Source organism: Streptomyces sp. NBC_01788 (assembly GCF_035917575.1).
Lineage (GTDB): Bacteria > Actinomycetota > Actinomycetes > Streptomycetales > Streptomycetaceae > Streptomyces.
Genome location: NZ_CP109090.1, coordinates 758,362 through 781,314, shown reverse-complemented (window position 1 = coordinate 781,314; position 22,953 = coordinate 758,362). Strand labels below are relative to the sequence as shown.

General features: G+C 72.4%; 23 protein-coding genes and 3 pseudogenes. 11 read left to right on the top strand and 15 right to left on the bottom strand.

What is annotated here, in order from left to right; all coding sequences use genetic code 11:
- Positions 1 to 100 precede the first annotated feature (100 nt).
- Together OIE49_RS03725 and OIE49_RS03720 are read left to right on the top strand one after the other, a co-directional pair.
- Positions 101 to 499 carry a VOC family protein gene (locus OIE49_RS03725; protein ID WP_100571241.1) on the top strand — a complete coding sequence of 133 codons (399 nt, stop codon included), beginning with the start codon at positions 101 to 103 and terminating at the stop codon, positions 497 to 499.
- 55 nt (positions 500 to 554) lie between these two features.
- Positions 555 to 1,625: an adenosine deaminase gene (locus OIE49_RS03720; RefSeq protein ID WP_326801049.1), complete on the top strand. Its 1,071-nt coding sequence runs from the start codon at positions 555 to 557 to the stop codon at positions 1,623 to 1,625.
- On the opposite strand, the gene OIE49_RS03715 is transcribed toward OIE49_RS03720, so the two are convergent.
- The gene (locus tag OIE49_RS03715) at positions 1,607 to 2,122 is read right to left on the bottom strand and encodes a mycothiol transferase (RefSeq protein WP_326801048.1); all 516 of its coding nucleotides are present in this window, start codon (positions 2,120 to 2,122) and stop codon (positions 1,607 to 1,609) included. The genes OIE49_RS03720 and OIE49_RS03715 overlap by 19 nt on opposite strands.
- 52 nt (positions 2,123 to 2,174) lie before the next feature.
- Entirely contained in the window at positions 2,175 to 3,068 is an 894-nt protein-coding gene (locus OIE49_RS03710; RefSeq protein WP_326801047.1) for a LysR substrate-binding domain-containing protein, read from the bottom strand.
- A 130-nt stretch (positions 3,069 to 3,198) separates the two neighbouring features.
- Between OIE49_RS03710 and mgrA the strand changes: the two genes are divergently transcribed.
- Complete coding sequence (mgrA, locus tag OIE49_RS03705; protein WP_326801046.1) at positions 3,199 to 4,191, top strand: L-glyceraldehyde 3-phosphate reductase; 993 nt, start codon at positions 3,199 to 3,201, stop codon at positions 4,189 to 4,191.
- Positions 4,192 to 4,311: 120 nt separating this feature from the next.
- Here mgrA and OIE49_RS03700 read toward each other — a convergent pair.
- Positions 4,312 to 4,724: pseudogene (locus OIE49_RS03700) on the bottom strand (nuclear transport factor 2 family protein).
- Between the two features lie 303 nt (positions 4,725 to 5,027).
- Here OIE49_RS03700 and OIE49_RS03695 point away from each other — a divergent pair.
- The gene (locus OIE49_RS03695) at positions 5,028 to 5,438 is read left to right on the top strand and encodes a hypothetical protein (protein WP_326801045.1); all 411 of its coding nucleotides are present in this window, start codon (positions 5,028 to 5,030) and stop codon (positions 5,436 to 5,438) included.
- On the opposite strand, the gene OIE49_RS03690 is transcribed toward OIE49_RS03695, so the two are convergent.
- Complete coding sequence (locus tag OIE49_RS03690) at positions 5,422 to 6,603, bottom strand: streptophobe family protein (protein WP_326806131.1); 1,182 nt, start codon at positions 6,601 to 6,603, stop codon at positions 5,422 to 5,424. The genes OIE49_RS03695 and OIE49_RS03690 overlap by 17 nt on opposite strands.
- Positions 6,604 to 6,871: 268 nt before the next feature.
- Between OIE49_RS03690 and OIE49_RS03685 the strand changes: the two genes are divergently transcribed.
- On the top strand, positions 6,872 to 7,327 hold the full coding sequence (locus OIE49_RS03685) for an ATP-binding protein (protein ID WP_326801044.1): 456 nt from the start codon (positions 6,872 to 6,874) through the stop codon (positions 7,325 to 7,327).
- Between the two features lie 26 nt (positions 7,328 to 7,353).
- On the opposite strand, the gene OIE49_RS03680 is transcribed toward OIE49_RS03685, so the two are convergent.
- Positions 7,354 to 8,238 (bottom strand): RNA polymerase sigma factor SigF, encoded by an 885-nt coding sequence (locus OIE49_RS03680; RefSeq protein WP_326801042.1) that lies wholly within the window; start codon positions 8,236 to 8,238, stop codon positions 7,354 to 7,356.
- Positions 8,239 to 8,586: 348 nt separating this feature from the next.
- On the opposite strand from OIE49_RS03680, the gene OIE49_RS03675 reads away from it, so the two are divergent.
- A complete protein-coding gene (locus OIE49_RS03675; protein WP_326801041.1) occupies positions 8,587 to 9,015 on the top strand; it encodes a helix-turn-helix domain-containing protein in 429 nt (142 codons plus the stop codon).
- A gap of 85 nt (positions 9,016 to 9,100) precedes the next feature.
- Here the strand turns inward: OIE49_RS03675 and OIE49_RS03670 are convergent, their stop codons facing one another.
- From OIE49_RS03670 to OIE49_RS03660, 3 genes are all read right to left on the bottom strand, one after another.
- Positions 9,101 to 9,703 (bottom strand): ClpP family protease, encoded by a 603-nt coding sequence (locus tag OIE49_RS03670; protein WP_326801040.1) that lies wholly within the window; start codon positions 9,701 to 9,703, stop codon positions 9,101 to 9,103.
- A gap of 1 nt (position 9,704) precedes the next feature.
- Positions 9,705 to 10,361, bottom strand: coding sequence for a ClpP family protease (locus OIE49_RS03665; RefSeq protein ID WP_326801039.1), 657 nt, complete (start codon positions 10,359 to 10,361; stop codon positions 9,705 to 9,707).
- 111 nt (positions 10,362 to 10,472) lie between these two features.
- Entirely contained in the window at positions 10,473 to 11,675 is a 1,203-nt protein-coding gene (locus OIE49_RS03660; RefSeq protein ID WP_326801038.1) for an epoxide hydrolase family protein, read from the bottom strand.
- 69 nt (positions 11,676 to 11,744) lie between these two features.
- Here OIE49_RS03660 and OIE49_RS03655 point away from each other — a divergent pair.
- A pseudogene (locus tag OIE49_RS03655) lies at positions 11,745 to 12,801 on the top strand (RNA-guided endonuclease InsQ/TnpB family protein); the annotation flags it as partial.
- Between the two features lie 7 nt (positions 12,802 to 12,808).
- A pseudogene (locus OIE49_RS03650) lies at positions 12,809 to 13,308 on the top strand (VOC family protein).
- Positions 13,309 to 13,393: 85 nt separating this feature from the next.
- Here the strand turns inward: OIE49_RS03650 and OIE49_RS03645 are convergent.
- Positions 13,394 to 14,401, bottom strand: coding sequence for a zinc-binding alcohol dehydrogenase family protein (locus OIE49_RS03645; protein ID WP_326806130.1), 1,008 nt, complete (start codon positions 14,399 to 14,401; stop codon positions 13,394 to 13,396).
- A 158-nt stretch (positions 14,402 to 14,559) separates the two neighbouring features.
- Here OIE49_RS03645 and OIE49_RS03640 point away from each other — a divergent pair, with 158 nt between their 5' ends.
- From OIE49_RS03640 to OIE49_RS03630, 3 genes are all read left to right on the top strand, one after another.
- Positions 14,560 to 15,357, top strand: coding sequence for a VOC family protein (locus OIE49_RS03640; RefSeq protein WP_326806129.1), 798 nt, complete (start codon positions 14,560 to 14,562; stop codon positions 15,355 to 15,357).
- A gap of 32 nt (positions 15,358 to 15,389) precedes the next feature.
- Complete coding sequence (locus tag OIE49_RS03635; RefSeq protein ID WP_326801037.1) at positions 15,390 to 16,094, top strand: ribonuclease H family protein; 705 nt, start codon at positions 15,390 to 15,392, stop codon at positions 16,092 to 16,094.
- 81 nt (positions 16,095 to 16,175) lie between these two features.
- On the top strand, positions 16,176 to 17,159 hold the full coding sequence (locus tag OIE49_RS03630; RefSeq protein WP_326801036.1) for an aldo/keto reductase: 984 nt from the start codon (positions 16,176 to 16,178) through the stop codon (positions 17,157 to 17,159).
- A gap of 132 nt (positions 17,160 to 17,291) precedes the next feature.
- Here OIE49_RS03630 and OIE49_RS03625 read toward each other — a convergent pair whose 3' ends face one another.
- From OIE49_RS03625 to OIE49_RS03600, 6 genes are all read right to left on the bottom strand, one after another.
- Entirely contained in the window at positions 17,292 to 17,717 is a 426-nt protein-coding gene (locus OIE49_RS03625) for an SsgA family sporulation/cell division regulator (protein WP_100571258.1), read from the bottom strand.
- A 122-nt stretch (positions 17,718 to 17,839) separates the two neighbouring features.
- Positions 17,840 to 18,799 carry a threonine/serine dehydratase gene (locus OIE49_RS03620; protein WP_326801035.1) on the bottom strand — a complete coding sequence of 320 codons (960 nt, stop codon included), beginning with the start codon at positions 18,797 to 18,799 and terminating at the stop codon, positions 17,840 to 17,842.
- Positions 18,800 to 18,915: 116 nt separating this feature from the next.
- Positions 18,916 to 19,593 (bottom strand): AIM24 family protein, encoded by a 678-nt coding sequence (locus OIE49_RS03615; RefSeq protein ID WP_326801034.1) that lies wholly within the window; start codon positions 19,591 to 19,593, stop codon positions 18,916 to 18,918.
- Positions 19,594 to 19,631: 38 nt separating this feature from the next.
- A complete protein-coding gene (locus OIE49_RS03610; RefSeq protein ID WP_326801033.1) occupies positions 19,632 to 20,864 on the bottom strand; it encodes a serine hydrolase domain-containing protein in 1,233 nt (410 codons plus the stop codon).
- 249 nt (positions 20,865 to 21,113) lie between these two features.
- Positions 21,114 to 21,464 (bottom strand): UBP-type zinc finger domain-containing protein, encoded by a 351-nt coding sequence (locus tag OIE49_RS03605; protein WP_100571261.1) that lies wholly within the window; start codon positions 21,462 to 21,464, stop codon positions 21,114 to 21,116.
- Entirely contained in the window at positions 21,461 to 22,948 is a 1,488-nt protein-coding gene (locus OIE49_RS03600) for an ATP-binding protein (protein ID WP_401738564.1), read from the bottom strand. The genes OIE49_RS03605 and OIE49_RS03600 overlap by 4 nt, the downstream gene beginning before the upstream one ends.
- Positions 22,949 to 22,953: the final 5 nt, after the last annotated feature.

The window sequence follows — 22,953 nt, the reverse complement described above, 5'->3', positions numbered from 1 at the left end:
CCCCTGCCGATCCGCGTCCGGGATGACTGGCGTCATGCACGTTTTACGTATAACCTCACCCGACGATCGCTCCTCGCGATCGCTGTTCCGAAAGGCCCCGATGAGACGCATCGCCCTGGTCACCCTCGTCGTCGACGACTACGACGAGGCGATCCGCTTCTACACCGGAGCGCTCGGCTTCCGGCTCGCCGAGGACGCCCCGCGCCCGGACGGCTCCCGGTGGGTCGTCGTCGAACCGGGTGACGGGACCGGGACCGCACTGCTGCTCGCCCGCGCCCGGACCGGGTCCCAGCAGGCCCGGGTGGGCGACCAGACCGGCGGACGCGTCGGGTTCTTCCTGCACACCGGCGACTTCGCCCGCGACCACGCCCGGATGCGGGCGGCCGGAGTCACCTTCCTGGAGGAACCGCGGCAGGAGCCGTACGGCACGGTCGCCGTCTTCGAGGACCTGTACGGCAACCGCTGGGACCTGCTCCAGCCCGCCCCCGACGCGGGCTGACCACCGAACACCGCCACCGCGGACACCACCGCTCGACTGCCCTAGGAAACGCCCCATGACCGCGCCCCGCATCGACACCGACACCCTCCGCCGGCTCCCCAAGGCCGTGCTGCACGACCACCTCGACGGCGGCCTGCGCCCCGCCACCGTCGTCGAACTCGCGGACGCGGTCGGCCACACCCTGCCCACCACCGACCCCGCCGAACTCGCCGCCTGGTACTACGACGCGGCCAACTCCGGCGACCTGGTCCGCTACATAGCCACCTTCGAGCACACCCTCGCCGTGATGCAGACCCGCGAGGGCCTGCTGCGCACCGCCGAGGAGTACGTCCTGGACCTGGCCGAGGACGGCGTCGTCTACGGGGAGGTGCGCTACGCCCCCGAACTGATGGTCAACGGCGGGCTGACCCTCACCGAGGTCGTGGAGACCGTCCAGGAGGGCCTCGCCGCGGGCATGGCCAAGGCCGCCGCCCAGGGCACGCCCGTCCGGGTCGGCACGCTGCTGTGCGGCATGCGGATGTTCGACCGCACCCGTGAGGTCGCCGACCTGGCCGTCGCCCACCGCGACGCCGGTGTCGTCGGCTTCGACATCGCGGGCGCCGAGGACGGCTTCCCGCCCGCCGACCACCTGGACGCGTTCGAGCACCTGCGCCGCGAGAGCGTGCCGTTCACCATCCACGCCGGCGAGGCGCACGGCCTGCCCAGCATCCACCAGGCCCTCCAGGTGTGCGGCGCCCAGCGCATCGGGCACGGCGTGCGCATCACCGAGGACATCGTCGACGGCAAGCTCGGCCGGCTGGCCGGCTGGGTGCGCGACCGCCGGATCGCCCTGGAGATGTGCCCGACCTCCAACCTCCAGACCGGCGCCGCCACCTCGATCGCCGAGCACCCCATCACGGAGCTGAAGGACCTCGGCTTCCGGGTCACCCTCAACACCGACAACCGCCTGGTGTCCGGCACCACGATGACCCGCGAGATGTCCCTGCTGGTCGAGCAGGCGGGCTGGACGGTCGAGGACCTGCGCACGGTCACGGTCAACGCCGTCAAGAGCGCGTTCCTCCCCTTCGACGAGCGCGTGAGCCTGATCCGGGACGTGGTCCTGCCGGGCTACGAGTCCGCGCTCTGAAGCAGCCCCCTGACGTAGGCGGCCTGTCCGGCGTGCTGGAGATCGTCGGACAGGACGCTGACCAGGCGCACGCCCAGCGTGACCGGGGGGTCCCAGTTCTCGTCGACGACGCGTTCCAGGTCCTTGGCGGTCAGCCCGCGCAGGGCGGTCAGGGTCTGCTCGTGCACGGCGTCGTAGTAGCCGGTCAGCAGTTCGCCGTCGTCGACCCGCACCTCGGCGACCTTCGCCGGGGTGTGCCCGTAGCCGGTGTCGTGGCGGTCCAGACGGAGCCCGAAGCGCTTCTGCCAGTCCCGCGCGAGCCATACCTGGTCGAGGCCGAACGCGTCGGCGGCGTGGTCGTCCTGCACGCGCGTGAGGTGCCAGACGAGCCAGGCGACGGAGTTGGCATCGGTCGCGGGACGGGCGTTGAGCAGTTCGGACGGCAGGCCGTCGACGACGGCATGGACCTCTTCCCGGATGCGGGCATGGCCCTCGATGAGGATGTCCTTCGCATGCATACGTCCACCTTGGCGCATCGCCGGCCGTCCCGCGTCCGGAATCCGGCCCGCGTCAGGCCGTGCCCGGCTCTCCCGGTCCGAGCAGGGTGATCAGGGCGCGGGCAGCCGGACTGGTGGCCTGTTCGGGCGGCAGCAGGGCGACGGTCTCGTACTCCGTCTCCGTGGCGCCCTTGAGCGGCAGCGCGGTGAGCGAAGGCCGCTTGTGCCGGAAGTGGCGCGGGACGACGGCGATGCCCAGGTTCTCGTCGACCAGGTCGAGCAGGCTGTGCACGTCGTTGACCTCCAGGGCCACCGTGCGCCGGACACCCGCGGCGGCGAAGGCCGCGTCGGTGGTCCGGCGCGGCCCCCAGTCCGGATGGAAGTCGACGAAGACCTCGCCGTCCAGGTCCCGCGGTGTCAGGACGGCCTGGGCGGAGGCGAGCCGGTGGCCCGGGTGGCACAGCACGGTCATCGGCTCGCCGGCCAGGGACACCGAGCGCAGCTGGTCGGTGTCCGCGCGGGTCCGGTAGGCGAACGCCAGGTCGAGCCGGCCGGCCGCGACCTCCTCCGCCAGCGCGCCCGAACCCGTCTGCCGCAGCCGGATCTCCACGTCCGGGTGCCGCCGCCGGAACGCCGCGAGCAGCCCGGCCACATGCACCCCGGCGATGCACTGCTCGGTGCCGAGCGAGAGCGTGCCGCGCAGCACGCCCTGCACCGCCGCCACCGCCTCGTGCGCCGCCCGCACCTGCGCCAGGATCCGCTGCGCCTCGCCGAGCAGCGCGCGCCCGGCCTCCGTGAGCGTCACCCGGCGCGTGGTGCGCACGAACAGGGAGGTCTGCAACTCACGCTCCAGCGCGCGGATCGACGCCGAGAGCCCCGACTGGGAGACCATCAGGCGCTCCGCCGCCCGGGTGAAGTGCCGGTCCTCGGCGACGGCGACGAAGTGCTGGAGATGACGCAGTTCCATGATTGAGCAGCGTAGTCGTTGAATCCCATCGGATTCTCCTGTTGGACTGCTGCCGCCGGGGCGCGCGAGAGTTGGGGACACTGGTTCCGCCGGAACCGTTCACCTTCGTGCCAACCCCGATGGAGTCGCGTTGTTCACCGCCCACCCCGACCGCTACGCGGACATGCCCTACCGGCGCACCGGACGCAGTGGCCTGAAGCTCCCCGCGCTGTCGCTCGGCCTGTGGCACAACTTCGGCCCGGACCGCCCGGTCGACACCCAGCGCGCGATCCTGCGCCGCGCCTTCGATCTCGGCGTCACCCACTTCGACCTGGCCAACAACTACGGCCCGCCGCCCGGCGCCGCCGAGTCCGCCCTCGGCGACGCACTCCGGGCCGACTTCGGGCCGTACCGCGACGAGTTGGTCATCTCCACCAAGGCGGGCTACCTGATGTGGCCCGGCCCGTACGGCGAATGGGGCTCCCGCAAGTACCTGCTGTCCTCGCTGGACCAGAGCCTGAAGCGCATGGGCCTCGACTACGTCGACGTCTTCTACTCGCACCGTCCCGACCCGGACACCCCGCTGGAGGAGACCATGGGTGCCCTGCACTCGGCGGTCCAGCAGGGCAAGGCGCTCTACGTCGGCGTCTCCAACTACTCCGCCGAGCAGACCCGCGAGGCCGCCCGGATCCTGGGCGAACTGGGCACCCCGCTGCTGATCCACCAGCCCCGCTACTCGATGCTCGACCGGCGCCCCGAGGAGGAGGGCCTCCTGGACGCCCTGGACGAGCTCCAGGTCGGCTCCATCGCCTACTCCCCGCTGGAGCAGGGCCTGCTCACCGCCCGTTATCTGGACGGCATCCCCGAGGACTCCCGGGCGGCGGGCGACAGCCCGTTCCTCGACTCCGCCGCGGTGACCGGCGAACTGGTGGGCAGGCTGCGCGCGCTGGACGAGATCGCCAAGTCCCGTGGGCAGTCCCTGGCGCAGATGGCGCTGGCCTGGGTGCTGCGCGGCGGACGGGTCACCTCGGCCCTGGTCGGCGCGAGCAGCCCGCGGCAACTGGAGGACAGCGTCGCCGCGACGCGTTCCCTGGACTTCGACGCGGAGGAGCTGGCCCGCATCGACGCGGCCATCGCGCCGTAGCACTGCGTGGCCGGCCCGTGGCCCGAGCCGGCCGCGCGCCCGCACCGGCCCCGGCGGACTCCCCGCCGGGGCCGGACCTCTGCCGCGACGGGATGGGTCCTGCTCCGGTGGGACGGCGTCTCAGGCCGCCGCCGGCACCCGGTCGAGGAAGCCGAGGACTGCCCGGATCCTGCCCTCGTCGTCCAGGGTGATCACGTCGGAGCCGGCGACCGGGGCGGTACCCCCGGTCTCGTTCACGAGTTCCCAGGAGAAGCGCGCCGTGTCGTGGTGGCCGTCGACGGTGCCGGTGAGGCGGAAGGCGAACCCGGGGAACTGCTCGCGCGCGGCACTGATGACGGCGGTGATCTCCTCGTGGCCGCCGGCGTTGGCTGGGGGTCCCCCCTGCTCGAAGAGCTTGGGGGAGGGTCGGTGTAGGTGCCGTCGGGGCTCCAGGCGTCGGCCACCGCCTTCGCCCGGGCCTGGGCGTCCGGGGCGTTCCAGGCCTCGAAGCAGCGGGTGACGGCGATCGTGTACCGGTCGGTCTGCGCGGACATGCTGAATCAGCCTCCATCGAGGTCGTAAACGCTGGTCGGAGCCCGGGTCCCGGTGCTCGGCGACCCGATGGGACCACCCTGCCGCGCGGGTGCCGCCGGGGTCGATTACCTCGCGGGTCATGCCGCGCGATCACGGACCGTCGCGTTTCGGCCACCTGGCGTGAGGAATATGCCCGGAGACTGGCCGGAAAGTCGTGGTGACAGTGGTTCAGCAGTGAACATACTCGAATTCAGGGGCACTTCACCGCATAAAAGCCGCACGGACCGGGGCCGACCGGGCGGCGAGGCCACGGGGGAGGAGCAGTGCACGACGAATTCCTGTGCCATGTCACCGCGTACGGTGTGTGCGGCGGCCGCCGCATCGGCGTACCGCTCGGCACCTACCGGGCGCCCACCCTGGCCCTGGCCCTGTGGTGGCTGCGCGACCGCGCCTCCTGGATCGCCGAGAGGCTCGACCCCGGACCCGACACCCCCCATGTCCCGTCCGGCGCGCTGGTCCCGGTGCCGGACTCCGTGCCCGACGTCCCCGCCATCCTGCGCGCCTGGTGCGCCGACGTGGCCCAACAGGAGATCGTGGCCGACGAGTTGACCGAGGGAAGGCTGGTGCGGATCGCCATAGGCGACGAGACCACGGAGTACGAGCTGCTCGCCGAGTCGGTGGACGCCCTGCGCATGCACCGGACCCTGCCCGCGCTCGTCATGCCCATGGCCTGACCGCCCGGTGCCGTGACCGGGACGCCGCCAGAGCACCCAGGAAGCCCGTGACCAGACCCCACAGGACGGCGAGGCCCAGCGCCCCCCAGAACCGGGGACGCAGCAGCACCTCTCCGGAGAGGCCGCCGCCCACGTCTCCGATGCCGAGGAGCGACAGACCGTAGTGCGCGGAGATCCGGCCGACGGCACAGACCGCCAGGACCGTCAGCAGCAGGGCGACGGCCATGCGGACGGCGTGCCGCCAGGCCGGCGTCCCGGCCGGGGAACGCGCCGCCATCAGGAACGCGGCGCCCAGCAGCAGCACCGCGTCCACGACCACCAGCCACCACACCCGGCCGTCGTGCTCGGCGAGCGTGCCGAGGTTGAGCGTGGAGACGTCCGGGGTGCGCAGCACCTCGTCGAGCAGACGCGGCATCGGCAGCCCGAACGGGCCGTCCACCCGGCCGTTCCAGGTGGCTCCAAGGCCGATGGTGAACATCGGCCAGACCACGTTCGGCAGCCCGAGCAGGATCACGGCGAAGTGGTCCGCCGGGCGCCCGCGGGTGGCCGCCGTCACCAGCGCGACGACGAGGCCCACGACCACGCACGCGAGCAGCAGGACCACCATGGCGTACGCCGCCGGCCGCACCGGCTCCCGCCATCGCAGCAACCGCGCGGGCAACGGTGCCCCGGGCGCCACCAGGAGGGCCAGCAACAGGACGCCCGCCAGCCACAGCAGCCCGAAGAGCACGGTGAGCGGCACCCGCGCGGCGAAGCCGACCTCCGGCGCGGCGCCGAACAGCCCGCCGATGGCGCCGAGCACCCCGTTGCCGAGGTCGACGGCGAAGGTCTGCCGGGCAACCAGCGCCAGACCGATCAGCACGAGCAGCCACAGGGCGGCGATCCGGGCGGCCCACCCGGCCAGTTCGCGCGCCCCGGCCACCGCGCGGTGCCGCAGCGGCCGCAGAAAGCAGGCGGCCACGACGAGCGTGCCGACCAGCGTGACCGACAGCGGCATCACCTTGATGCCCGCGTGGGTCCGGGCGAGGGGGCCCGCGTCGCCGGACAGGTCGACGCTGCCGCCGACGGCCGTCACCACGGTCGCCGCGACCACCCGGGGAAAGGCGTTGCCGGGAAGACGCGCCGCACCGGCCGCCCACAGCCCGAGTGCGGCCATCACGCCCATGCCCGCCACCCCGGCCAGTACTGTGGCCAGGGCCTGTGCCCAGCCATGCCGGGCCGTCGGCGGTGCCGGGGGACTCGGCGGGACCGGGAGGCTCGGCGGGACCGGAGGGCTCGCGGGGCTCACACCGCCACGTTATGCAGGGCCGCGGCGCCGCGCCTGCCGGAGGGTCCGTCCGCGTCCGCCGACGGGTGGGACTGCCGGGCGCGGCTCGGGGTAACAGCACAGGTGCAGCAGTGTCCGGCCTGGCCGACTTCCGAGAGAGACACGCATGACCGACCATCTGGACGGGGCAGTGATAACGACTGGTTTCGACGTTCCCGTGGAACCGCTCCGGCGGGCGACGCACTACACCGGCGAACCGGGTTGCATCGCCGAGGCGCGGTCCTTCGCCGCGCACTTCCTGGACCAACTCAGGAACGAGTGGTGCGCCGAGATCGGCCGCCGCTGCGGCGACGCGCTCCTGCTGGTGGTCAGTGAACTGGTCACCAACGCCGACCGGCACAGCGACGGGCCGTACATCCTGGAGCTGGAGGGCACGGACAGCACGGTGAACGTGTGCGTGTACGACAGCAGCGCCGTACTGCCCCGGCGCTTCCCCCGGGATCCACGGCGGGTGGGCCGGCACGGCCTGGAGATCGTTCACGCGCTGGCGCTCGAGGTGACCGTGGAACGCGTCCCGGTGGGCAAGCGCGTCCGCGCGCTCGTCGAACTCGGCGGCGAGTGACAAGCGCGCGGACGGAGTGACAGACCCTAGGCGCAGCCCAGTTCGCCGAGCATGCCCTGGCGGAGCTGGGTGATGATCCGCTTGATCAGCCGGGAGACGTGCATCTGCGAGCAGCCGAGCCGTTCACCGATCTCCGCCTGGGTGGCCTCCTCCACGAACCGCAGATGGATGATCTGCCGGTCGCGTTCACTGAGCCCGGCCACCAGCGGCGCGAGGGCGTGGAAGTCCTCGACCAGCCTGATCCCGTCCTCCTCCACGCCGATGAAGTCGGCGAGCACCGCCTCGCCGTCCTCCGCTCCCTCACCGGTGAGGGCGGCGTCCAGCGACGCGGAGTTGTAGCCGTTCGAGGCGATCTGGGCCTCCACCACCTGGTCCTCGGAGATGTTCATGAGCGTGGCGAGTTCGCCCAGGGTCGGGTCCCGGTCCAGGCGGCTGGACAGCTCCTCGCGGGCCCGGGCCAGTTCGACCCGCAGCTCCTGGAGCCGCCGCGGCACGTGCACCGCCCAGGTGGTGTCCCGGAAGAACCGCTTGATCTCGCCCACGATGTAGGGCAGGGCGAACGAGGTGAACTCCACCTCGCGCGCCAGCTCGAACCGGTCGATCGCCTTGATCAGGCCGATCATCCCGGTCTGGACGATGTCCTCCATGTCGTCGCCGCGGTTGCGGAACCGCCCGGCCGCGAACCGCACCAGCGACATGTTCATCTCGATGAGCGTGTTGCGGGCGTACTGGTACTCGCGCGTGCCCTCGTCGAGTTCGGTCAGACGCCGGAAGAAGTGGCGGGACAGCTCGCGCGCGTCACGCGGAGCGACCGACCGCGGGTTCTCCACCCCCGGCAGCGACCCGCCGCCCGTTTCGGCCTTCCGCGTCTTCCCGACCGCTGCCCCGGACCGGATCACGGTGGTGTCCATCGCCTCTCCCACGTAAGTCACGGTTCGCCCTCTGCCTCGTCGGCCTGCGTACTTCTGCTCCGGCGCTCCGGCACCGAGCGGTTGTGCGACCCCCGGGTACCCGGGCCGCCGGGATGTATGCCCGCCGCCGCCCCCGGGGGGTCGCGCTCCGCTCCTTGCCTGCCCGGCCGTTGGAGCTGCGGATACCCGCAGTCACCGAGGGCATGCCCTTCGTGCGCCGGGGCGGCGCGAATTCGCCGGTGCGGGAAGGGCGGACGCGGCTGAGGGGCGGGAGGACCCGGCCGCGGATTCACCCAGGGCGCAACCGCCCTCCCTTACGCCCGAGTCCGGGACTTCTAGGCTGGGGGAATGAGCGAACGAGCGCCGAACCGAGCCCCCGTCATCCCTCTGCGCCCGCCGGCCGCGCGCCCGGCGCCGACCCGCCCGGCACCCGAACGTCCCGCCCAGGGCCGCACCCTGGCGGCCGCGCCCAGGGAACCCCTCTGGCGCGATCTCGTCGGCGACGTCCTGCGCCGTGAACGGCAGGCGCAGGAGCGCACGCTCCAGGACGTCGCCGACGCGGCGCGGATCTCGATGCCGTATCTGTCGGAGGTCGAACGCGGCCGCAAGGAGGCCTCCTCGGAGATCCTCGCGGCCGCGGCGCAGGCGCTCGGCATCGGCCTCGGCGACCTGCTCTCCCTCGTCCAGGACGAGCTGGTGCGCACCGCGGCGCGCGGCGCCGTCCGCGGCCGCGGCACCTCCGTCCCCCGCCACGGCGGACTGTGCCTGGCCGCCTGACATCCGCACCGGGCCGGCGCCTCGGAGCCGCGAGAAGCGCCGGCCCGCGTGCGTCGGCCCGGTGCGAGGCGCCGGCCCGTGTGTGTCAGACCTGTGCGAGGCGCCGGCTCAGCACCTCGTCGGCCAGCCCGTACGCCACCGCCTCCTCGGCGGTGAACACCTTGTCGCGGTCCATGTCCGCGCGCAGTGTCGCCGGGTCGTGGCCGGTGTGCCGGGACAGCACCTCCTCGACCTGGGAGCGGATCCGGCTCATCTCCCTGGCCCGGAGGGCCAGATCGGAGACCGTGCCCTGCTGCCCGCCGGTGGCCGGCTGCCCCAGCAGCACCCGGGCGTGCTCCAGCACGAACCGCCGCCCGGGGTCGCCGCCCGCCAGCAGCACCGCCGCCGTCGAGGCCGCCTGCCCCACGCAGAACGTGGAGATCGGCGCCTGTACGAACGTCATCGTGTCGTAGATCGCCATCAGCGAAGTGAACGAGCCACCGGGCGAGTTGAGGTAGATCGCGATCTCCTGGTCCGGGGCCGCCGACTCCAGGTGGAGCAGCTGGGCGATGACGACGCCCGCCACACCGTCGTCGATCTCGGTGCCGAGGAAGACGATGCGTTCGTTCAGCAGCCTGCTGAACACGTCGTAGGACCGCTCACCCTGCGCGGTGCGCTCGACGACGTACGGAACCGTGTACGACCCCATGTCAGAGCCCCATCCGACGGCGCGAGTCGGCCGGGCGGATGCCGGCGACCGACTCCACCACCCGGTCCACCATCCCGTACTCCCTGGCCTGTTCGGCGGTGAACCAGCGGTCCCGGTCGCCGTCCCGCCGGATCGTCTCCTCGCTCTGCCCGGTGTGCTCGGCGGTGAGCCGCTCGATGGTGCGCTTGGTGTGCTCCAGGTTCTCCGCCTGGATCTCGATGTCCGCGGTGGTGCCGCCGATGCCCGCCGACGGCTGGTGCATCATGATCCGCGCGTTCGGCAGCGCGAACCGCTTGCCGTGCGTGCCCACCGCGAGCAGGAACTGGCCCATGCTGGCGGCGAATCCCATCGCCAGTGTCGACACGTCGTTCGGGATGAGCCGCATCGTGTCGTAGATGGCGAGCCCCGCGGTGACGGATCCGCCGGGGCTGTTGATGTACAGGGCGATGTCGGTGCGCGGGTCCTCCGCCGACAACAGCAGCAGTTGGGCGCACACCCGGTTGGCCGACACCTCGTCGACCTGGGTGCCCAGGAACACGATCCGCTGGGCGAGCAGCCCGGCCGCGAGATGGTCGTCGAACCGGCTGGGCGTGGTGTCGTTCTCCTCGGCGCGCGGCGCGAGCGCGCCGGACGGGAGCAGTGCGGTCGGTGGCGTCATCGGGTCTCCTTGTCGTGGCACGGATGCCGTCGACCCCACTGTCGGCCCGGTGCCACCGCCGCGTACGTTTTCTCTGCCCGTGGCAGATTCGCCACGGGCGGAGCGGCCCGGTCAGCCCTTCTCGCGGAGCTGCCGGAAGAACGCCCGTACGTCCGTGACCAGCAGGTCCGGCTCCTCCATCGCCGCGAAGTGGCCGCCCCGGTCGAACTGCGTCCAGCGCACGATGTTCTCGGTGCGCTCCGCCCTGTGCCGCAGCGGGAGTTGCAGCTCGGCGGGGAAGACGGCGAGCGCGGTCGGGGCGGTCGACGGCTCCGCGGGCGCGGCGGGGCGGCCGGAGGCGTGCGTCCGCTCGTAGTAGATCCGCGCGGACGAACCGGCCGTCCCGGTCAGCCAGTACAGCATCACGTCGGTGAGCATCCGGTCCCGGTCGACGGCCTCCTCGGGCAGGTCGTCGCAGTCCGTCCACTCACGGAACTTCTCGACGATCCAGGCGAGCTGGCCGACCGGCGAGTCGGTGAGCGCGTACGCCAGGGTCTGCGGGCGGCTGGCGTTCAGCGCCGCGTAGCCCGCGCCCTCCCGCTGCCAGGCGTCCCAGCGCCGCCACGACGTGAGCGTCCGCTCCCGCTCCTCGGCGCCGAGCCCGGCCAGTTCCTCCCCGGTCGGCTCGGTGGTCTGCTGCGCGCCCGGCAGCAGATTCAGGTGGACGCCGATCACCCGGCCGGGGTGGGCGCGGCCCAGCTCGCGGGAGATCGCCGCGCCCCAGTCGCCGCCCTGCGCGCCGAACCGCTCGTAGCCGAGCCGCCGCATCAGCCCGGCCCACGCGTCGGCGACCCGGCCCGCCTCCCAGCCGCGTTCGGTGGTGGGCCCGGACAGCCCGAAGCCCGGGATGGTCGGCAGGACGAGGTGGAAGGCGTCGGCCGGGTCGCCGCCGTGGGCGGCCGGATCGGTGAGCGGGCCCACGATGTCGAGGAACTCGACGATCGAGCCCGGCCAGCCGTGCGTGACGACCAGCGCGGTGGCGTCCGGCTCCGGCGAGCGGACGTGGGCGAAGTGCACGTTCGCCCCGTCGATCGTGGTCGTGAACTGCGGCCACCGGTTCAGCAGCGCCTCGGCCGCTCGCCAGTCGTAGTCGTGCCGCCAGTACCGCACGAGCTCGCGCAGGTAGTCGACGGGGACGCCGTGGTCCCAGCCCGCGCCGGGCAGCTCGCCCGGCCAGCGGGTGCGGTCGAGCCGGTCGTGCAGATCGTCGAGATCGCTCTGCGGGACGCTGAGCCGGAAGGGCCGGATGCCGTCGGTGGGGGGTGACGTCGTCATGCCCGCGATGCTAATTCCGGGCCGGTGAAGCGCCCCATGGTTTTTTTCGAACCCGCCGATGACACGGCGCACCCCGACAGCAAACTGACGTGTGGTCCGGCGCAGCTCGACAAGATGCTGACCGAGGCCCGCGCCGCCATGGCGTGGCTGCGGGAGGGATCGTCGGTGCCGCAACAGCAGATCATCCGGGACTTCGGCAAGTCCCCGCGTCAGGGCCCTGAAGGACATCAAGGACCGGCTGCCCATGCGGCGGCGTGCCGGAATGCCGAGGATCAAGCGGAAGCGTGACGCGCTGCCCACGCTGAACTACACCAAGCGTGGCTTCCGCCTGAAGGGCAGGCGCCTGCACCTGGCGGGCGGCATCGGCCTGACCGTGGTGTGGTCCCGCGACCTGCCGTCGGTCCCGTCGTCGGTACGGGTGTACCGAGACAGTCTCGGCCACTGGTACGCGTCCTTCGTCGTCGCCGCCGAGGCGCAGCCGCTCCCCGCCACGGGCGCGGTCCTCGGTGTCGACTGGGGTGTGAAGGAGACCGCGACCACCACATCGGACGCGCACGATCTCCCGCACGCTGAGCACGGCAAGCGGGCCGGGCAACGTCTCGCCCGGTACCAGCGGATGATGGCCCGCCGCCGCCCCGCCAAGGGGCAGGCAGCGTCCAAGGGCTACCGCGAAGCGCAACGGCAGGCTGCGAAGGTGTACAAGAAGGTCGCGCGGCAGCGGCAGGACGCCGGCCGCAAGTGGGCCAAGCGTGTCGTCCGCGACCACGACGCCGTCGCCGTTGAGGACTTCCGGCCGAAGTTCCTCGCCCGGACGTCGATGGCTCGCAAGGCGGCGGACGCCGCGATCGGCGCCACCAAGGCGGCCCTGGTCGAGATGGGCCGCAAGCACGGGCGGGACATCCGACTCGTGCACCCTGCGCACACCACGATGGACTGTGCGTCGTGTGGAGCGAGAACCAAGCACGCACTTCCTCTTTCGGAACGTACCCACACCTGCACCGCGTGCGGAGTTGTGTCCCCCAGGGACAAGAACTCCGCGCGCGTGATGCTGGTCCGGGCTGGTCTCATCCCGGCTGGTGCTGAGGGCGTAAGACCTCCGGGAGCGCTGCTCCCGGAGGCAGCCTGAGCCAGGAATCCCCTTCCTTCAGGGAGGGGAGGACGTCAACACCTGTCTCTGGTTCGACGCCCCGGCCAGGCCGAGGAGGCCGCCCACTACTACGTCTCGGTCTTCAGGAACTCCGGCATCGGGCGGATCGGCCGCTACACCGAGGCCGGACCCGGCCCGGCCGGATCCGTGATCGCGGTCGACTTCGTGGCGAACTGCCAGAAGTTCGTCGCGCTCAACGGCGGTCCGCAGTTCACGTTCAACGAGTCGATCTCCTTCCAGATCCACTGCGAGGACCAGGAGGAGATCGACCACTACTGGACCAGGCTCACCGAGGACGGCGGCGAGCCCTGCCCCTGCGGCTGGCTCAAGGACAAGTACGGCGTCTCCTGGCAGGTGGTCCCGGAACGGCTCATCGACATGATCGGCGACCCCGACGCCGAGAAGGCGGCCCGCACCACGCGGGCGATGCTCGCCATGGGCAAGCTCGACATCGCCGCCCTGGAAAGGGCGTACGCGGGCGAGTGACGGCGGGTGAGGGGGGCGGTCCACCCGTCCGGGGAGTGGACCGGACCCACCGGTCACCGCGCCGGGGCGAGGGAGCGCGCCCCGGTCAGGGCAGGTCGTTCACCAGCACCGCGGCCCCGTCGAAGCGGCCCGCCTTGAGGTCCTCCAGCGCCTGCGGGGCCCGCGAGAGCGGATACGTGTGCGTGGTGGCGCGCACCCCGTGCCGGGCGGCCAGGGCGAGGAAGTCCCGGCCGTCCTCGCGTGTGTTCGAGGTGACGCTGCGCAGTTCCTTCTCGTAGAACAGCTCGCGCTCGTAGCGCAGCGGCGGTGTGTCGCTCAGGTGGATGCCGGCCACGGACAGCACGCCGCCCCGGTCGAGGGCCCGCAGCGCCACGGGGACCAGGTCGCCCACGGGGGCGAATAGGATCGCGCTGTCCAGCGGCTCGGGCGGGACCGCGTACGCGTCCTGGGCCGAGGCCGCGCCCAGCTCCAGCGCGAGTCGCCGCGCGGCTTCCCCGCGGGTCATGACGTGCACCCTGGCGCCCTCCGCGAGTGCCACCTGCGCGCACAGATGGGCGCTGCCGCCGAATCCGTACAGGCCGAGGCGTCCGCCGGGCGGCAGCGCGGCCCGGCGCAGCGCCCGGAAGCCGATGATCCCCGCGCACAGCAGTGGCGCGAGCGCCACGTCGTCGACCTCGCCGGGCAGCCGGTAGGCGAAGGCGGCCGGGACGGTCGTGTACTCGGCGTAACCGCCGTCGGCGTCCCAGCCGGTGTACCGCGAGGCCGGGCACAGGTTCTCCGCGCCGCGCAGACAGTACGCGCAGGTGCCGTCGGTGCGGCGCAGCCAGGCCACGCCCACCCGGTCGCCGGGCGCGAAGCCGTTCACCGCGCGCCCCCGGCCCGCGACCACGCCCACGACCTCGTGACCGGGCGTGACCCCGGTCCGGTGCACGGGCAGATCACCCTCGGTGACGTGCAGATCGGTGCGGCACACCCCGCACGCGCGTACGTGCACCAGCAGCTCGTCGTCCCCCGGCTCGGGGACCGGCTTCACCGTCAGCCGCAGCGGCCCCTCCTCCACGGGCCGGGGGCCGGTCACCGTCCACGCCCGCATCGTGCCGTCCGTCATCTCGCGTCCCGTCCGCCGTGACCACCCGGTTCCTCGCCGTCCGTCCCAGTGTGGGACAGGCGGGCCCGCTCGGCGCGCGACCGCACCCGGGAGTCACTAGCGTGAGGACGGAACGAGTCACCGAACGGAAGTGGGCGGCGGTCATGGCGGTACGACCCGAGGGAACCCCCTGCTGGGCGGATGCGATGTTCAGCGACGTCGAGGAGGCCAAGAGCTTCTACGGCGACGTCCTCGGCTGGACCTTCGGGGAGTCCTCGTCGCAGTACGGCAACTACACCCAGGCCTACGCGGACGGAAAGGCGGTGGCCGCCGTCGTACCGCCCATGCCCGGACAGGAGGGGCAGTCGCAGTGGTGCCTGTATCTCGCCTCGCCGGACGCCGCCGCCACCGCCGGCAGGATCCGCGAACACGGCGGTGAGGTGCTGATGGAGCCCATGCAGGTCGGGGACTTCGGCACCATGTGCCTTGCCCGGGAGCCCAGCGGCGCCGTGTTCGGTGTGTGGCAGGGCGGTATCCACGAGGGCTTCGAGGCGGTCGCGGTGCCGGGCGCCTACTGCTGGGCGGAGCTGTTCACCCGCGAGCCCGCGAAGGCGGACTCCTTCCTCTGCGACGTCTTCGGCTACACCGCCAAGCAGCTCCAGGACGAGGCGATCGACTTCCGCGTGTTCGACGTGGGCGGCGATCCGGTCCTCGGCCGCATGAGGATGTCGGAGGACTTCCCGCCCGAGGTGCCGTCGTACATCAACGTCTACTTCACCGTCGCGGACTGCGACGACGCGGTCGCCACCGCGACCCGCCGGGGCGGTGTGCTGCGGTTCGGCCCGCACGACAGCCCCTTCGGCCGGCTCGCGGCACTCACCGACCCGCAGGGTGCGAACTTCTCGGTGATCGACATCACCACGACCCAGGGGGAGAGGCCGCAGGCCGCGGACGTGTCCTAGACGACGGTCCGGAGGGCGCGTCCGGCCGTGGCATGATCGAGCCCATGCGTGAACGTGTGGTGGCCGCCTGCGACGGGGCGTCGAAGGGAAATCCGGGTCCGGCGGGCTGGGCGTGGGTCGTCTCGGACGACGCCGTCAGCCCGGTCCGCTGGGAGGCGGGAGCGCTCGGCACCGCCACCAACAACATCGCCGAACTCACCGCGCTGGAGCGGCTGCTGACTGCGACCGACCCGGACGTGCCGCTCGAGGTGCGGATGGACTCGCAGTACGCGATGAAGGCCGTGACCACCTGGCTGCCCGGCTGGAAGCGCAACGGCTGGAAGACGGCCGCGGGCAAGCCGGTCGCCAACCAGGAGCTGGTCGTGCGGATCGACGAGCTGCTCCAGGGCCGCTCGGTCGACTTCCGCTATGTGCCCGCCCACCAGGTCGACGGCGACCCGCTCAACGACTTCGCGGACCGGGCGGCCAGCCAGGCGGCGAGCGCGCAGCAGTCCGCGGGCAGCGCCCTCGGCTCGCCGGAGCCGCCGCCCTCCGCCCCCGTGTCCGCCGCCCCGCGCCGTCGCACGAACGGGACCAAGACGGCACGGCCGCGCACCGGCGACTCGTCGTCCCGCACGATCAAGGCGAAGTTCCCCGGCCGCTGCGTGTGCGGCCGCCCCTACGCGGCCGGCGAGTCCATCGCGCGCAACGACCAGGGCTGGGGCCACCCGGAGTGCCGCGCGGCGGCCGCCGGGTAGCCGCGCCGGCCGCGCACACGGGGCACCGGCCCCGGAGCGGCCCGCTCCGCGCGGGTGGACGCCTGATGACAGACTGTCGTCATGGACGAACGTGAATTCGGCAGGTCGCACCAGCACGCGTCGGTCGTCGGGCTCGGCACCTGGCAACTGGGCGCCGACTGGGGCGACGTGGACGACAAGGAAGCCCTCTCCGTCCTGGAGGCGGCCGCCGAGTCGGGGGTGACCTTCCTCGACACCGCCGATGTCTACGGCGACGGGCGAAGCGAGTCGGCCATCGCCACCTTCCTCGGCAGCCGGCCGGACCACCACGCGTTGGTCGCCACCAAGATGGGCCGGCGCGTCGAGCAGATCCCGGAGAACTACGTCCTGGACAACTTCCGCGCCTGGAACGACCGTTCCCGGCGCAACCTGGGCATCGACCGCATCGACCTGGTGCAGCTGCACTGCCCGCCCACCTCCGTGTACTCCAGCGACGCGGTGTTCGACGCGCTGGACACCCTGGTGGAGGAGGAGCGGATCGCCGCCTACGGCGTCAGCGTGGAGACCTGCGCCGAGGCGCTGACGGCGATCGCCCGGCCGAACGTGGCCAGTGTGCAGATCATCCTCAACCCGTTCCGCATGAAGCCGCTGCGCGAGGTGCTGCCCGCGGCGCGGGAGGCGGGCGTCGGCATCATCGCCCGGGTCCCGCTCGCCTCCGGGCTGCTGTCGGGCAAGTACACCAAGGACACCGTCTTCGCCGCCGACGACCACCGCACCTACAACCGGCACGGCGAGGCCTTCGACCAGGGCGAGACCTTCTCCGGCGTCGACTTCGCGACGGGCGTGGAGGCCGCGGCCGAGTTCGCCGCGCTCGCCCCCGAGGGCTGGACCCCGGCCCAGCTCGCGCTGCGCTGGATCATCCAGCAGCCCGGCGTCACCACGGTCATCCCGGGAGCCCGCTCGCCGGAGCAGGCCCGTGCCAACGCCGCCGCCGCGAAGCTGCCCCCGCTGGGCGAGGAGACGCTCGCGGCGATCCGGGACCTCTACGAGCGGCGGATCAAGGACCAGGTGGAAGCCCGCTGGTAGCAGCGGGCGGCCGCGGGAATCCGCGGGACACAGGCGCCGGCCCGGCGTTCGGGCCGGCCCCGGCCGCCGGGAGCCGGAGCGGACCCGGCGTCGCCGCATCATCCGGTGCGGCGGCGGCGACGGCGGCCTCGCTCAGCTTCCGGTGAGCACCTCCGCGAGGAAGTCGTCGACACCGGCGTCCTCCTCGCCCGGCGTCACCAAGGCGTAGGTCTCCCTCAGGAACGCCCCGACGGCGGCGGCCCACACGAACACCGTCGCGTGCTGCCGCCCTCCGTCGGCGTGGGCGTCGCCGAAGAACTCCATGCGCAGTTCCTCCGACAGGCCGTCGGAGACGGGGCGGAAGCGGACGTCGCCGACGCCGACCGGCTCTCTCAGCCCCTCGTCGAGCATGCCCCGGTCCACCTTCCACCGGGCCAGCACCCGCCCGTCGTGCGCGAAGACGATCGTGACGGCGAACGGGTCGTCGGCTTCGTAATCCAGGTGCGCCAGCACGGGGAAGCGTTCCATGCCGTGCGCCTGCAACTGCACCACCAGACTCTTGCGCACCATGGCGTTCACGAATTCGGCCCTCCGAGGACGACTGCGGGACGTAGACCCCTCTGGTACCCCTGATCCGCGCGAGATGCCCGGCCGTTCGGAGCAATCTCCCCGTGCGGCGACGGCCGGACCGCCGGCGCTGGTCAGCGCAGTCCGAACCGGTCCGCCCAGGACATGACGTCGGCGACCGCCGCGTTGCCCCCGCACACCACCAGGCCGAGCTGGACGTCCGGGCCCATCCGCTCCCGTACCCGCCGGGCGGCCGGCAGCAGGGAGCCCGCGGCGGGCTCGGCCCAGACCTTGGCGTGCTCGGCGAGGTCGAGGCTGCCTCGCACGGCCTCCCGGTCGGGCACCACGAGCACCTCGTGCACGAGGGCGCGGACATGGTCGTACGTCAGCCTCGACACCGTCGGGGCGCTCAGCGTCGTCACGATCGAGGAGAGGGCGACCGGGACCGGGCCGCCGGACGCCAGCGCCTCGGACATGGCCTCGGCTCCCTCGGTCTCCACGCCCCAGATCCGCACGCCGGGCCGCAGCGCGTGCAGCGCCGCGGCGACGCCCGCGATCAGCCCGCCGCCCCCGATGCTGACGAGCACGTCGGTCAGCTCCCCGGCATCGGCGGCCAGCTCCAGGCCGACGGTGCCCTGCCCGGCGACCACCACTTCGTCGTCGAAGGGATGGACCAGGGTGAGCCCCTCGTCCCGCAGCCGCGCGGCCGTGGCGAACGCCTCGTCCATGCCGTCGGTCAGCCGCACCGACGCCCCGGCCGCCTCGGCGATCGCGACGGACCGGGCGGGCGCCGAGCGCGGCATCACGACGGTGGCCTTCACATGCAGCGCGGCGGCCATCACGGCGAGCGCGATCCCGTGGTTGCCACCGCTGACCGCGACGACGCCCGCGGCACGCTCCGCCTCGTCGAGCGACAGCAGTCGCGCCGTGGCGCCGCGCGCCTTGAAGGAGCCCGTGCGCTGCAACAGCTCCAGCTTCGCGGTCACCGGGGCGCCGAGCAGCGCGGACAGGCCGGGGCTCGGCACGGTCGGGGTGCGCACGACGTGTCCGGCGATCCGCTCGGCGGCGGTTTCGATCTCCGAGATGCCGATCAAGGCAGTCCACCTTTCCGGCGCGGCTGGTGATCCGCGCCGCCCCGACCCTCACCTGCCGGGGTCGCGCAGGTCAACAGGTCCGCCGCATCCGTTCCGCGAGGAGGGCCTGCTTTCCCTCAGTGCTGCTGGGGCCGGTGCGGCGTGGCCTCGCTCGGCCGGACGACGACGTAGCCCTCACCCTCCAGCATGAGCTGCACCGCCTCGCCGGACCCGCCGCGCAGCATCGAGCCGAACGACTGCGAGCGGTGCAGTGACGTCCTCAGGTGGGCGGTCCAGCCGACGACCGCGTCCGTGTCGACGTACACGGGCTGCTGCGGCGTGACCGGTATGACCAGCGGGCTGCCCTCGCACACCAGGCCCAGCAGGCCCTGCCCGGTGAACACGCTGTTGAACAGCCCGCCGCCCGCGATGCCCGAACCCTTCACCGTCCTGATCTCGTACGACAGGGTCGCGTCGAAGCACAGCACGTTGCGGCCGTTGACGGTGAACTCGTCACCCGGGTCGACCTCGACGACGAAGCAGTTCAGGGCCTCCTGAGCGAACCAGGCCTCACCCTGCCCCCGCACGGTCATCAGCGGCAGCCCCTCCCCGGTGACCGCGCGCTTGAGCATGCCGCCGACGCCCTGGCCCCTGCGCTCGAACCGCAGGTCGCCGCGGTACGCCACCATCGAGCCCTGGCGGGCGAACATCTCGCCGTCCACCGTGTACTTGACGCACTTGGAGTTCTCGACGGTCATGCCGGGCGCGGTCGCGGGGCCCACTACGTACTCACTGGAAAACAGGTCACCCTTCATGCGGGCATCCTGGCCCGGAGGCAGCCGTTCCGCCAAGATCACTGCGTGAGGTCGTTCTCCATCGCCGTGCCCGGCAGGTGGGCGGCGCCGCGCGCCTTCGCCTGCTTGCCGCAGAACGCCGACTCCAGGGTACGCAGCATCGTCAGCCGCACCGCGCCGTTGTTGGAGGTGTTGGCGAGTGCGGCCAGGCTGCGCCTGCCGTCCTTGCTGGTGAACGCGTAGGTGTAGTAGCCCTGTACGGCGCCGGTGTGCCCGTACACCGACACCCCGCACGACAGGTCCCGGCGGCGCAGCCCGAGCCCGTACGCCTGGCCGGTGCCCGCGGGGATCCACCGCTCCATCTGGTCCAACTGGGCGGGCGGAAGCAGCCGGCCGCCCAGCAGCGCGGAGAAGAACGTGTTGAGGTCGCGGGTGCTGGAGATGAGCGCGCCCGCGCTCTGCGCCCAGGACATCGTCTGCTCGGTGGCGTCCACCGGGGCTGACGCGGCCTCGTCGGGGGTGAGGTAGCCGCGCGCGTGCCGGCCGGGGATCGTCGTGGCGGGATGGACGTAGAAGGTGTCGCTCAGCTTCAGCGGCTTGATGACGCGGTTCTCGTACGCGGTGCGCACCGGGTGGCCGGTCAGCTTCTCGATGAGCAGGCCGACGACCACGAAGTTGGTGTTGGAGTAGGCGTAGGAGGCGCCGGGCGCCTGGGTGCGCGGGTGCTCCAGGGACAGGGCGAGCAGTTGACGGTACGTGAAGACCTTGGTGCGCACGGCCTCGAAGCCGGACACGGTGCCGGCGAACAACTCGTTCGTGTAGTCGTACAGACCGCTGCGGTGGCTGAGCACGTGCCGCACCGTGATCCGGTCGTCCGGCAGGAGCCCCGGCAGGTAGCGGTTGACCGGGTCGTCGAGTCTCACCCGGCCCTCGGCGGCCAGTTGCAGCAGTACCACCGCGGAGAAGGTCTTGGTGACGCTGCCGATGCGGAACCGGTCAGCCGTGCTGATCCAGTCCCCGGTCCCGCGGTCGGCGACGCCCTCCATGGCCTTGTACACCGTCGCGTGGTCGTCGTAGGAGGCGCGGTGGTCGTCGATCCGCGCCATCGCCCCCGGCGCGCCGTGCTTCAGCGCCGTGCGCAGGAGGGTGCCGAGTGCCGCCGTGTCCGGGGCGGGCAGCGCGTCCGGCGCCGCCGGGCCGGGCCGGTGGTGCACCGCCTGCGCCGGACCCGCCAGCAGGGCCGGCACCAGCGCTCCGAGTACCGCGCCGCTGCACACCGTTCGTGAGGCCATCCGATTCCTCTTCCGTCTCCGTCCGCGCGGCGAACCGTGCGAGTGCGGCCACATCCGGGCAGAACAACCCTCTCCCATCCGGTCACGTCTCCTCGGCCGACACACAGTTGCCCGCCCGCCGATCACTGAGTGGGGTGGATGGGGGAAGCACCGTCCGCCAAGGGACCGGGTTCACCCACCGGTACCGTCAGGGCACAGCGGATGCCCCGCCTTCGGCGGGGCATCGGGGCATGCGGGATGGCGCGTGGTTCAGCGCAGTGTGTCCGCCCAGTCGGCTGGGACGCGGCCCGCCGGGCCCGGGGTCGGCTGGTCCTTCGGGTGGCTCTCGGGCGGGGCGAGTTCGGGGCCGGACTCGTAGAGCTCGTTCGTGTCGTAGTTCCAGAACCAGCCCTCGCCCGGCTCGTAGCTGCGGATCACCGGGTGCCCGGTGGCCCGGTGGTGGGCGGTGGCGTGCTTGCTGGGGGAGTCGTCGCAGCAGCCGATGTGGCCGCAACGGGCGCAGCGCCGCAGATGGAACCACCAGCCGCCGGCCGCGTCGCACTCGGCGCAGCCGGTGCCGCTGGGCGGCACACGGGGGTCGATACCGGTGTCACGGGTCATGTCGGCTCCTCGGAGGTCGGGCGTGCCCCGGCGGTGGGCGGCGGTCCGGCCGCCGCCGGTCCGTCGCCGTCCGCGGCGTTCAGCGGCAGCAGCACCTGGAACCGGGTGTCGCCGGGCACCGATTTCACGCGGATGGCGCCGTGGTGCTTGTTGACGACGATCCGCCAGGAGATGTCCAGGCCGAGGCCGGTGCCCCGGCCGACCGGCTTGGTGGTGAAGAACGGGTCGAAGATGCGGTCCCGGATCTCCGGCGGCACCCCGGGGCCGGTGTCCCGGAACTCGATCAGCAGCCGGTCGTCGTGGAGCGCGGTCCGCACGGTCAGCGTGCCCGCGCCGTCCGCGCCGTCCATGGCGCACACCGCGTTGTCGATCAGATTGGTCCACACCTGGTTGAGTTCGGCCGGATAGGCGGGGATCCGCGGCAGCGTACGGTCGTACTCCCTGACGACCTCGATCCGCGGCCCGATCTTGCCGGACAGCATCAGCAGGGTGCTGTCGAGGAGTTCGTGCACGTCGGCGACCTGGTACGGGGCGCGGTCCAGCTGAGAGTACTGCTTGGCGGCGTCCACGAGCCGGGAGACCCGGGTGGTGGAGTCCGCGATCTCGTCCATCAGCAGTTCCGTCTCCACCGTGTAGTTGAGCCACCCCACCGCGCCCGGCAGGATCTCCTCGTCGACGGCCGCCGCGACCTGGTCCAGCCAGTCGGCGTCGAGCCCCGCCTGCACGAAGGTGGGTGCCAGCTGCGGGCCCTGGTCGATGCCGTGGTCCTCCAGCCAGTCGGTGAGCTCGTCCTCGCGGTCGGCGGCCTGGAGCGGACTGAGGTCCGGGGCCTTGGCGACCCGTTCGGCCGTACGCTCCTGGATCTCGATGAGGTTGGTCAACTGGTCCCGGGAGAAAGGCCCTTCGGCGATCACGGCGAGCTTGCGCCGCATCTTGGCCACCCGTTCCCGCAGCGTCGCGGTGGCCCGTACGGCCGCCGCCGCGGGGTTGTTCAGCTCATGGGTCAGCCCGGCGGACAGCGAGCCGAGTGCCAGCAGCCGCTCCCGCTGCCCGACGGCCGCCTGGGTGCTCTTCGACCCGAAGAACAGCCCCTCCAGCAGGTGCACCGCCATCGGGAACCATTCCCGCATGATGTCCGCGAACGCGTCGGCGGGCAGCACGAAGAACCGGGTCGGCTCCGTGACCCGCATCGAGTTGATGTAGACCTGCCGCAGCCGGTCCCCGAGATACGCCTGCATGGCGCCCGAGTACACCCCCCGCTGCGAGGTCCGGCTGACCTCCACGTCGTCGCCGCCGACCCGGCGGGAGAGCACCACCGTCCCCTCGATCATCACGTAGAAGCAGGTGGCCGGCTCGCCCTCGGTGTACACCGGGCCTGGCTCGTACCTCTCCACCCGCCCCTCGGCGCACAGCCGGCCCAGCTGCTCGGGACGCAGCTTCTCGAACAGGAACAGCGAGCCGATCTCACCGGCGCTGCACGGCATCGGTG

Coding starts and splice junctions, on each gene's coding strand:
- OIE49_RS03725 (WP_100571241.1), top strand. CDS start 101: ATGAGACGCATCGCCCTGGTCACCCTCGTCGTCGACGACTACGACGAG.
- OIE49_RS03720 (WP_326801049.1), top strand. CDS start 555: ATGACCGCGCCCCGCATCGACACCGACACCCTCCGCCGGCTCCCCAAG.
- OIE49_RS03715 (WP_326801048.1), bottom strand. CDS start 2,122: ATGCATGCGAAGGACATCCTCATCGAGGGCCATGCCCGCATCCGGGAA.
- OIE49_RS03710 (WP_326801047.1), bottom strand. CDS start 3,068: ATGGAACTGCGTCATCTCCAGCACTTCGTCGCCGTCGCCGAGGACCGG.
- OIE49_RS03690 (WP_326806131.1), bottom strand. CDS start 6,603: ATGGGCGTGATGGCCGCACTCGGGCTGTGGGCGGCCGGTGCGGCGCGT.
- OIE49_RS03685 (WP_326801044.1), top strand. CDS start 6,872: ATGACCGACCATCTGGACGGGGCAGTGATAACGACTGGTTTCGACGTT.
- OIE49_RS03680 (WP_326801042.1), bottom strand. CDS start 8,238: ATGGACACCACCGTGATCCGGTCCGGGGCAGCGGTCGGGAAGACGCGG.
- OIE49_RS03675 (WP_326801041.1), top strand. CDS start 8,587: ATGAGCGAACGAGCGCCGAACCGAGCCCCCGTCATCCCTCTGCGCCCG.
- OIE49_RS03670 (WP_326801040.1), bottom strand. CDS start 9,703: ATGGGGTCGTACACGGTTCCGTACGTCGTCGAGCGCACCGCGCAGGGT.
- OIE49_RS03665 (WP_326801039.1), bottom strand. CDS start 10,361: ATGACGCCACCGACCGCACTGCTCCCGTCCGGCGCGCTCGCGCCGCGC.
- OIE49_RS03660 (WP_326801038.1), bottom strand. CDS start 11,675: ATGACGACGTCACCCCCCACCGACGGCATCCGGCCCTTCCGGCTCAGC.
- OIE49_RS03645 (WP_326806130.1), bottom strand. CDS start 14,401: ATGCGGGCGTGGACGGTGACCGGCCCCCGGCCCGTGGAGGAGGGGCCG.
- OIE49_RS03640 (WP_326806129.1), top strand. CDS start 14,560: ATGGCGGTACGACCCGAGGGAACCCCCTGCTGGGCGGATGCGATGTTC.
- OIE49_RS03635 (WP_326801037.1), top strand. CDS start 15,390: ATGATCGAGCCCATGCGTGAACGTGTGGTGGCCGCCTGCGACGGGGCG.
- OIE49_RS03630 (WP_326801036.1), top strand. CDS start 16,176: ATGGACGAACGTGAATTCGGCAGGTCGCACCAGCACGCGTCGGTCGTC.
- OIE49_RS03615 (WP_326801034.1), bottom strand. CDS start 19,593: ATGAAGGGTGACCTGTTTTCCAGTGAGTACGTAGTGGGCCCCGCGACC.
- OIE49_RS03610 (WP_326801033.1), bottom strand. CDS start 20,864: ATGGCCTCACGAACGGTGTGCAGCGGCGCGGTACTCGGAGCGCTGGTG.
- OIE49_RS03605 (WP_100571261.1), bottom strand. CDS start 21,464: ATGACCCGTGACACCGGTATCGACCCCCGTGTGCCGCCCAGCGGCACC.
- OIE49_RS03600 (WP_401738564.1), bottom strand. CDS start 22,948: ATGCCGTGCAGCGCCGGTGAGATCGGCTCGCTGTTCCTGTTCGAGAAG.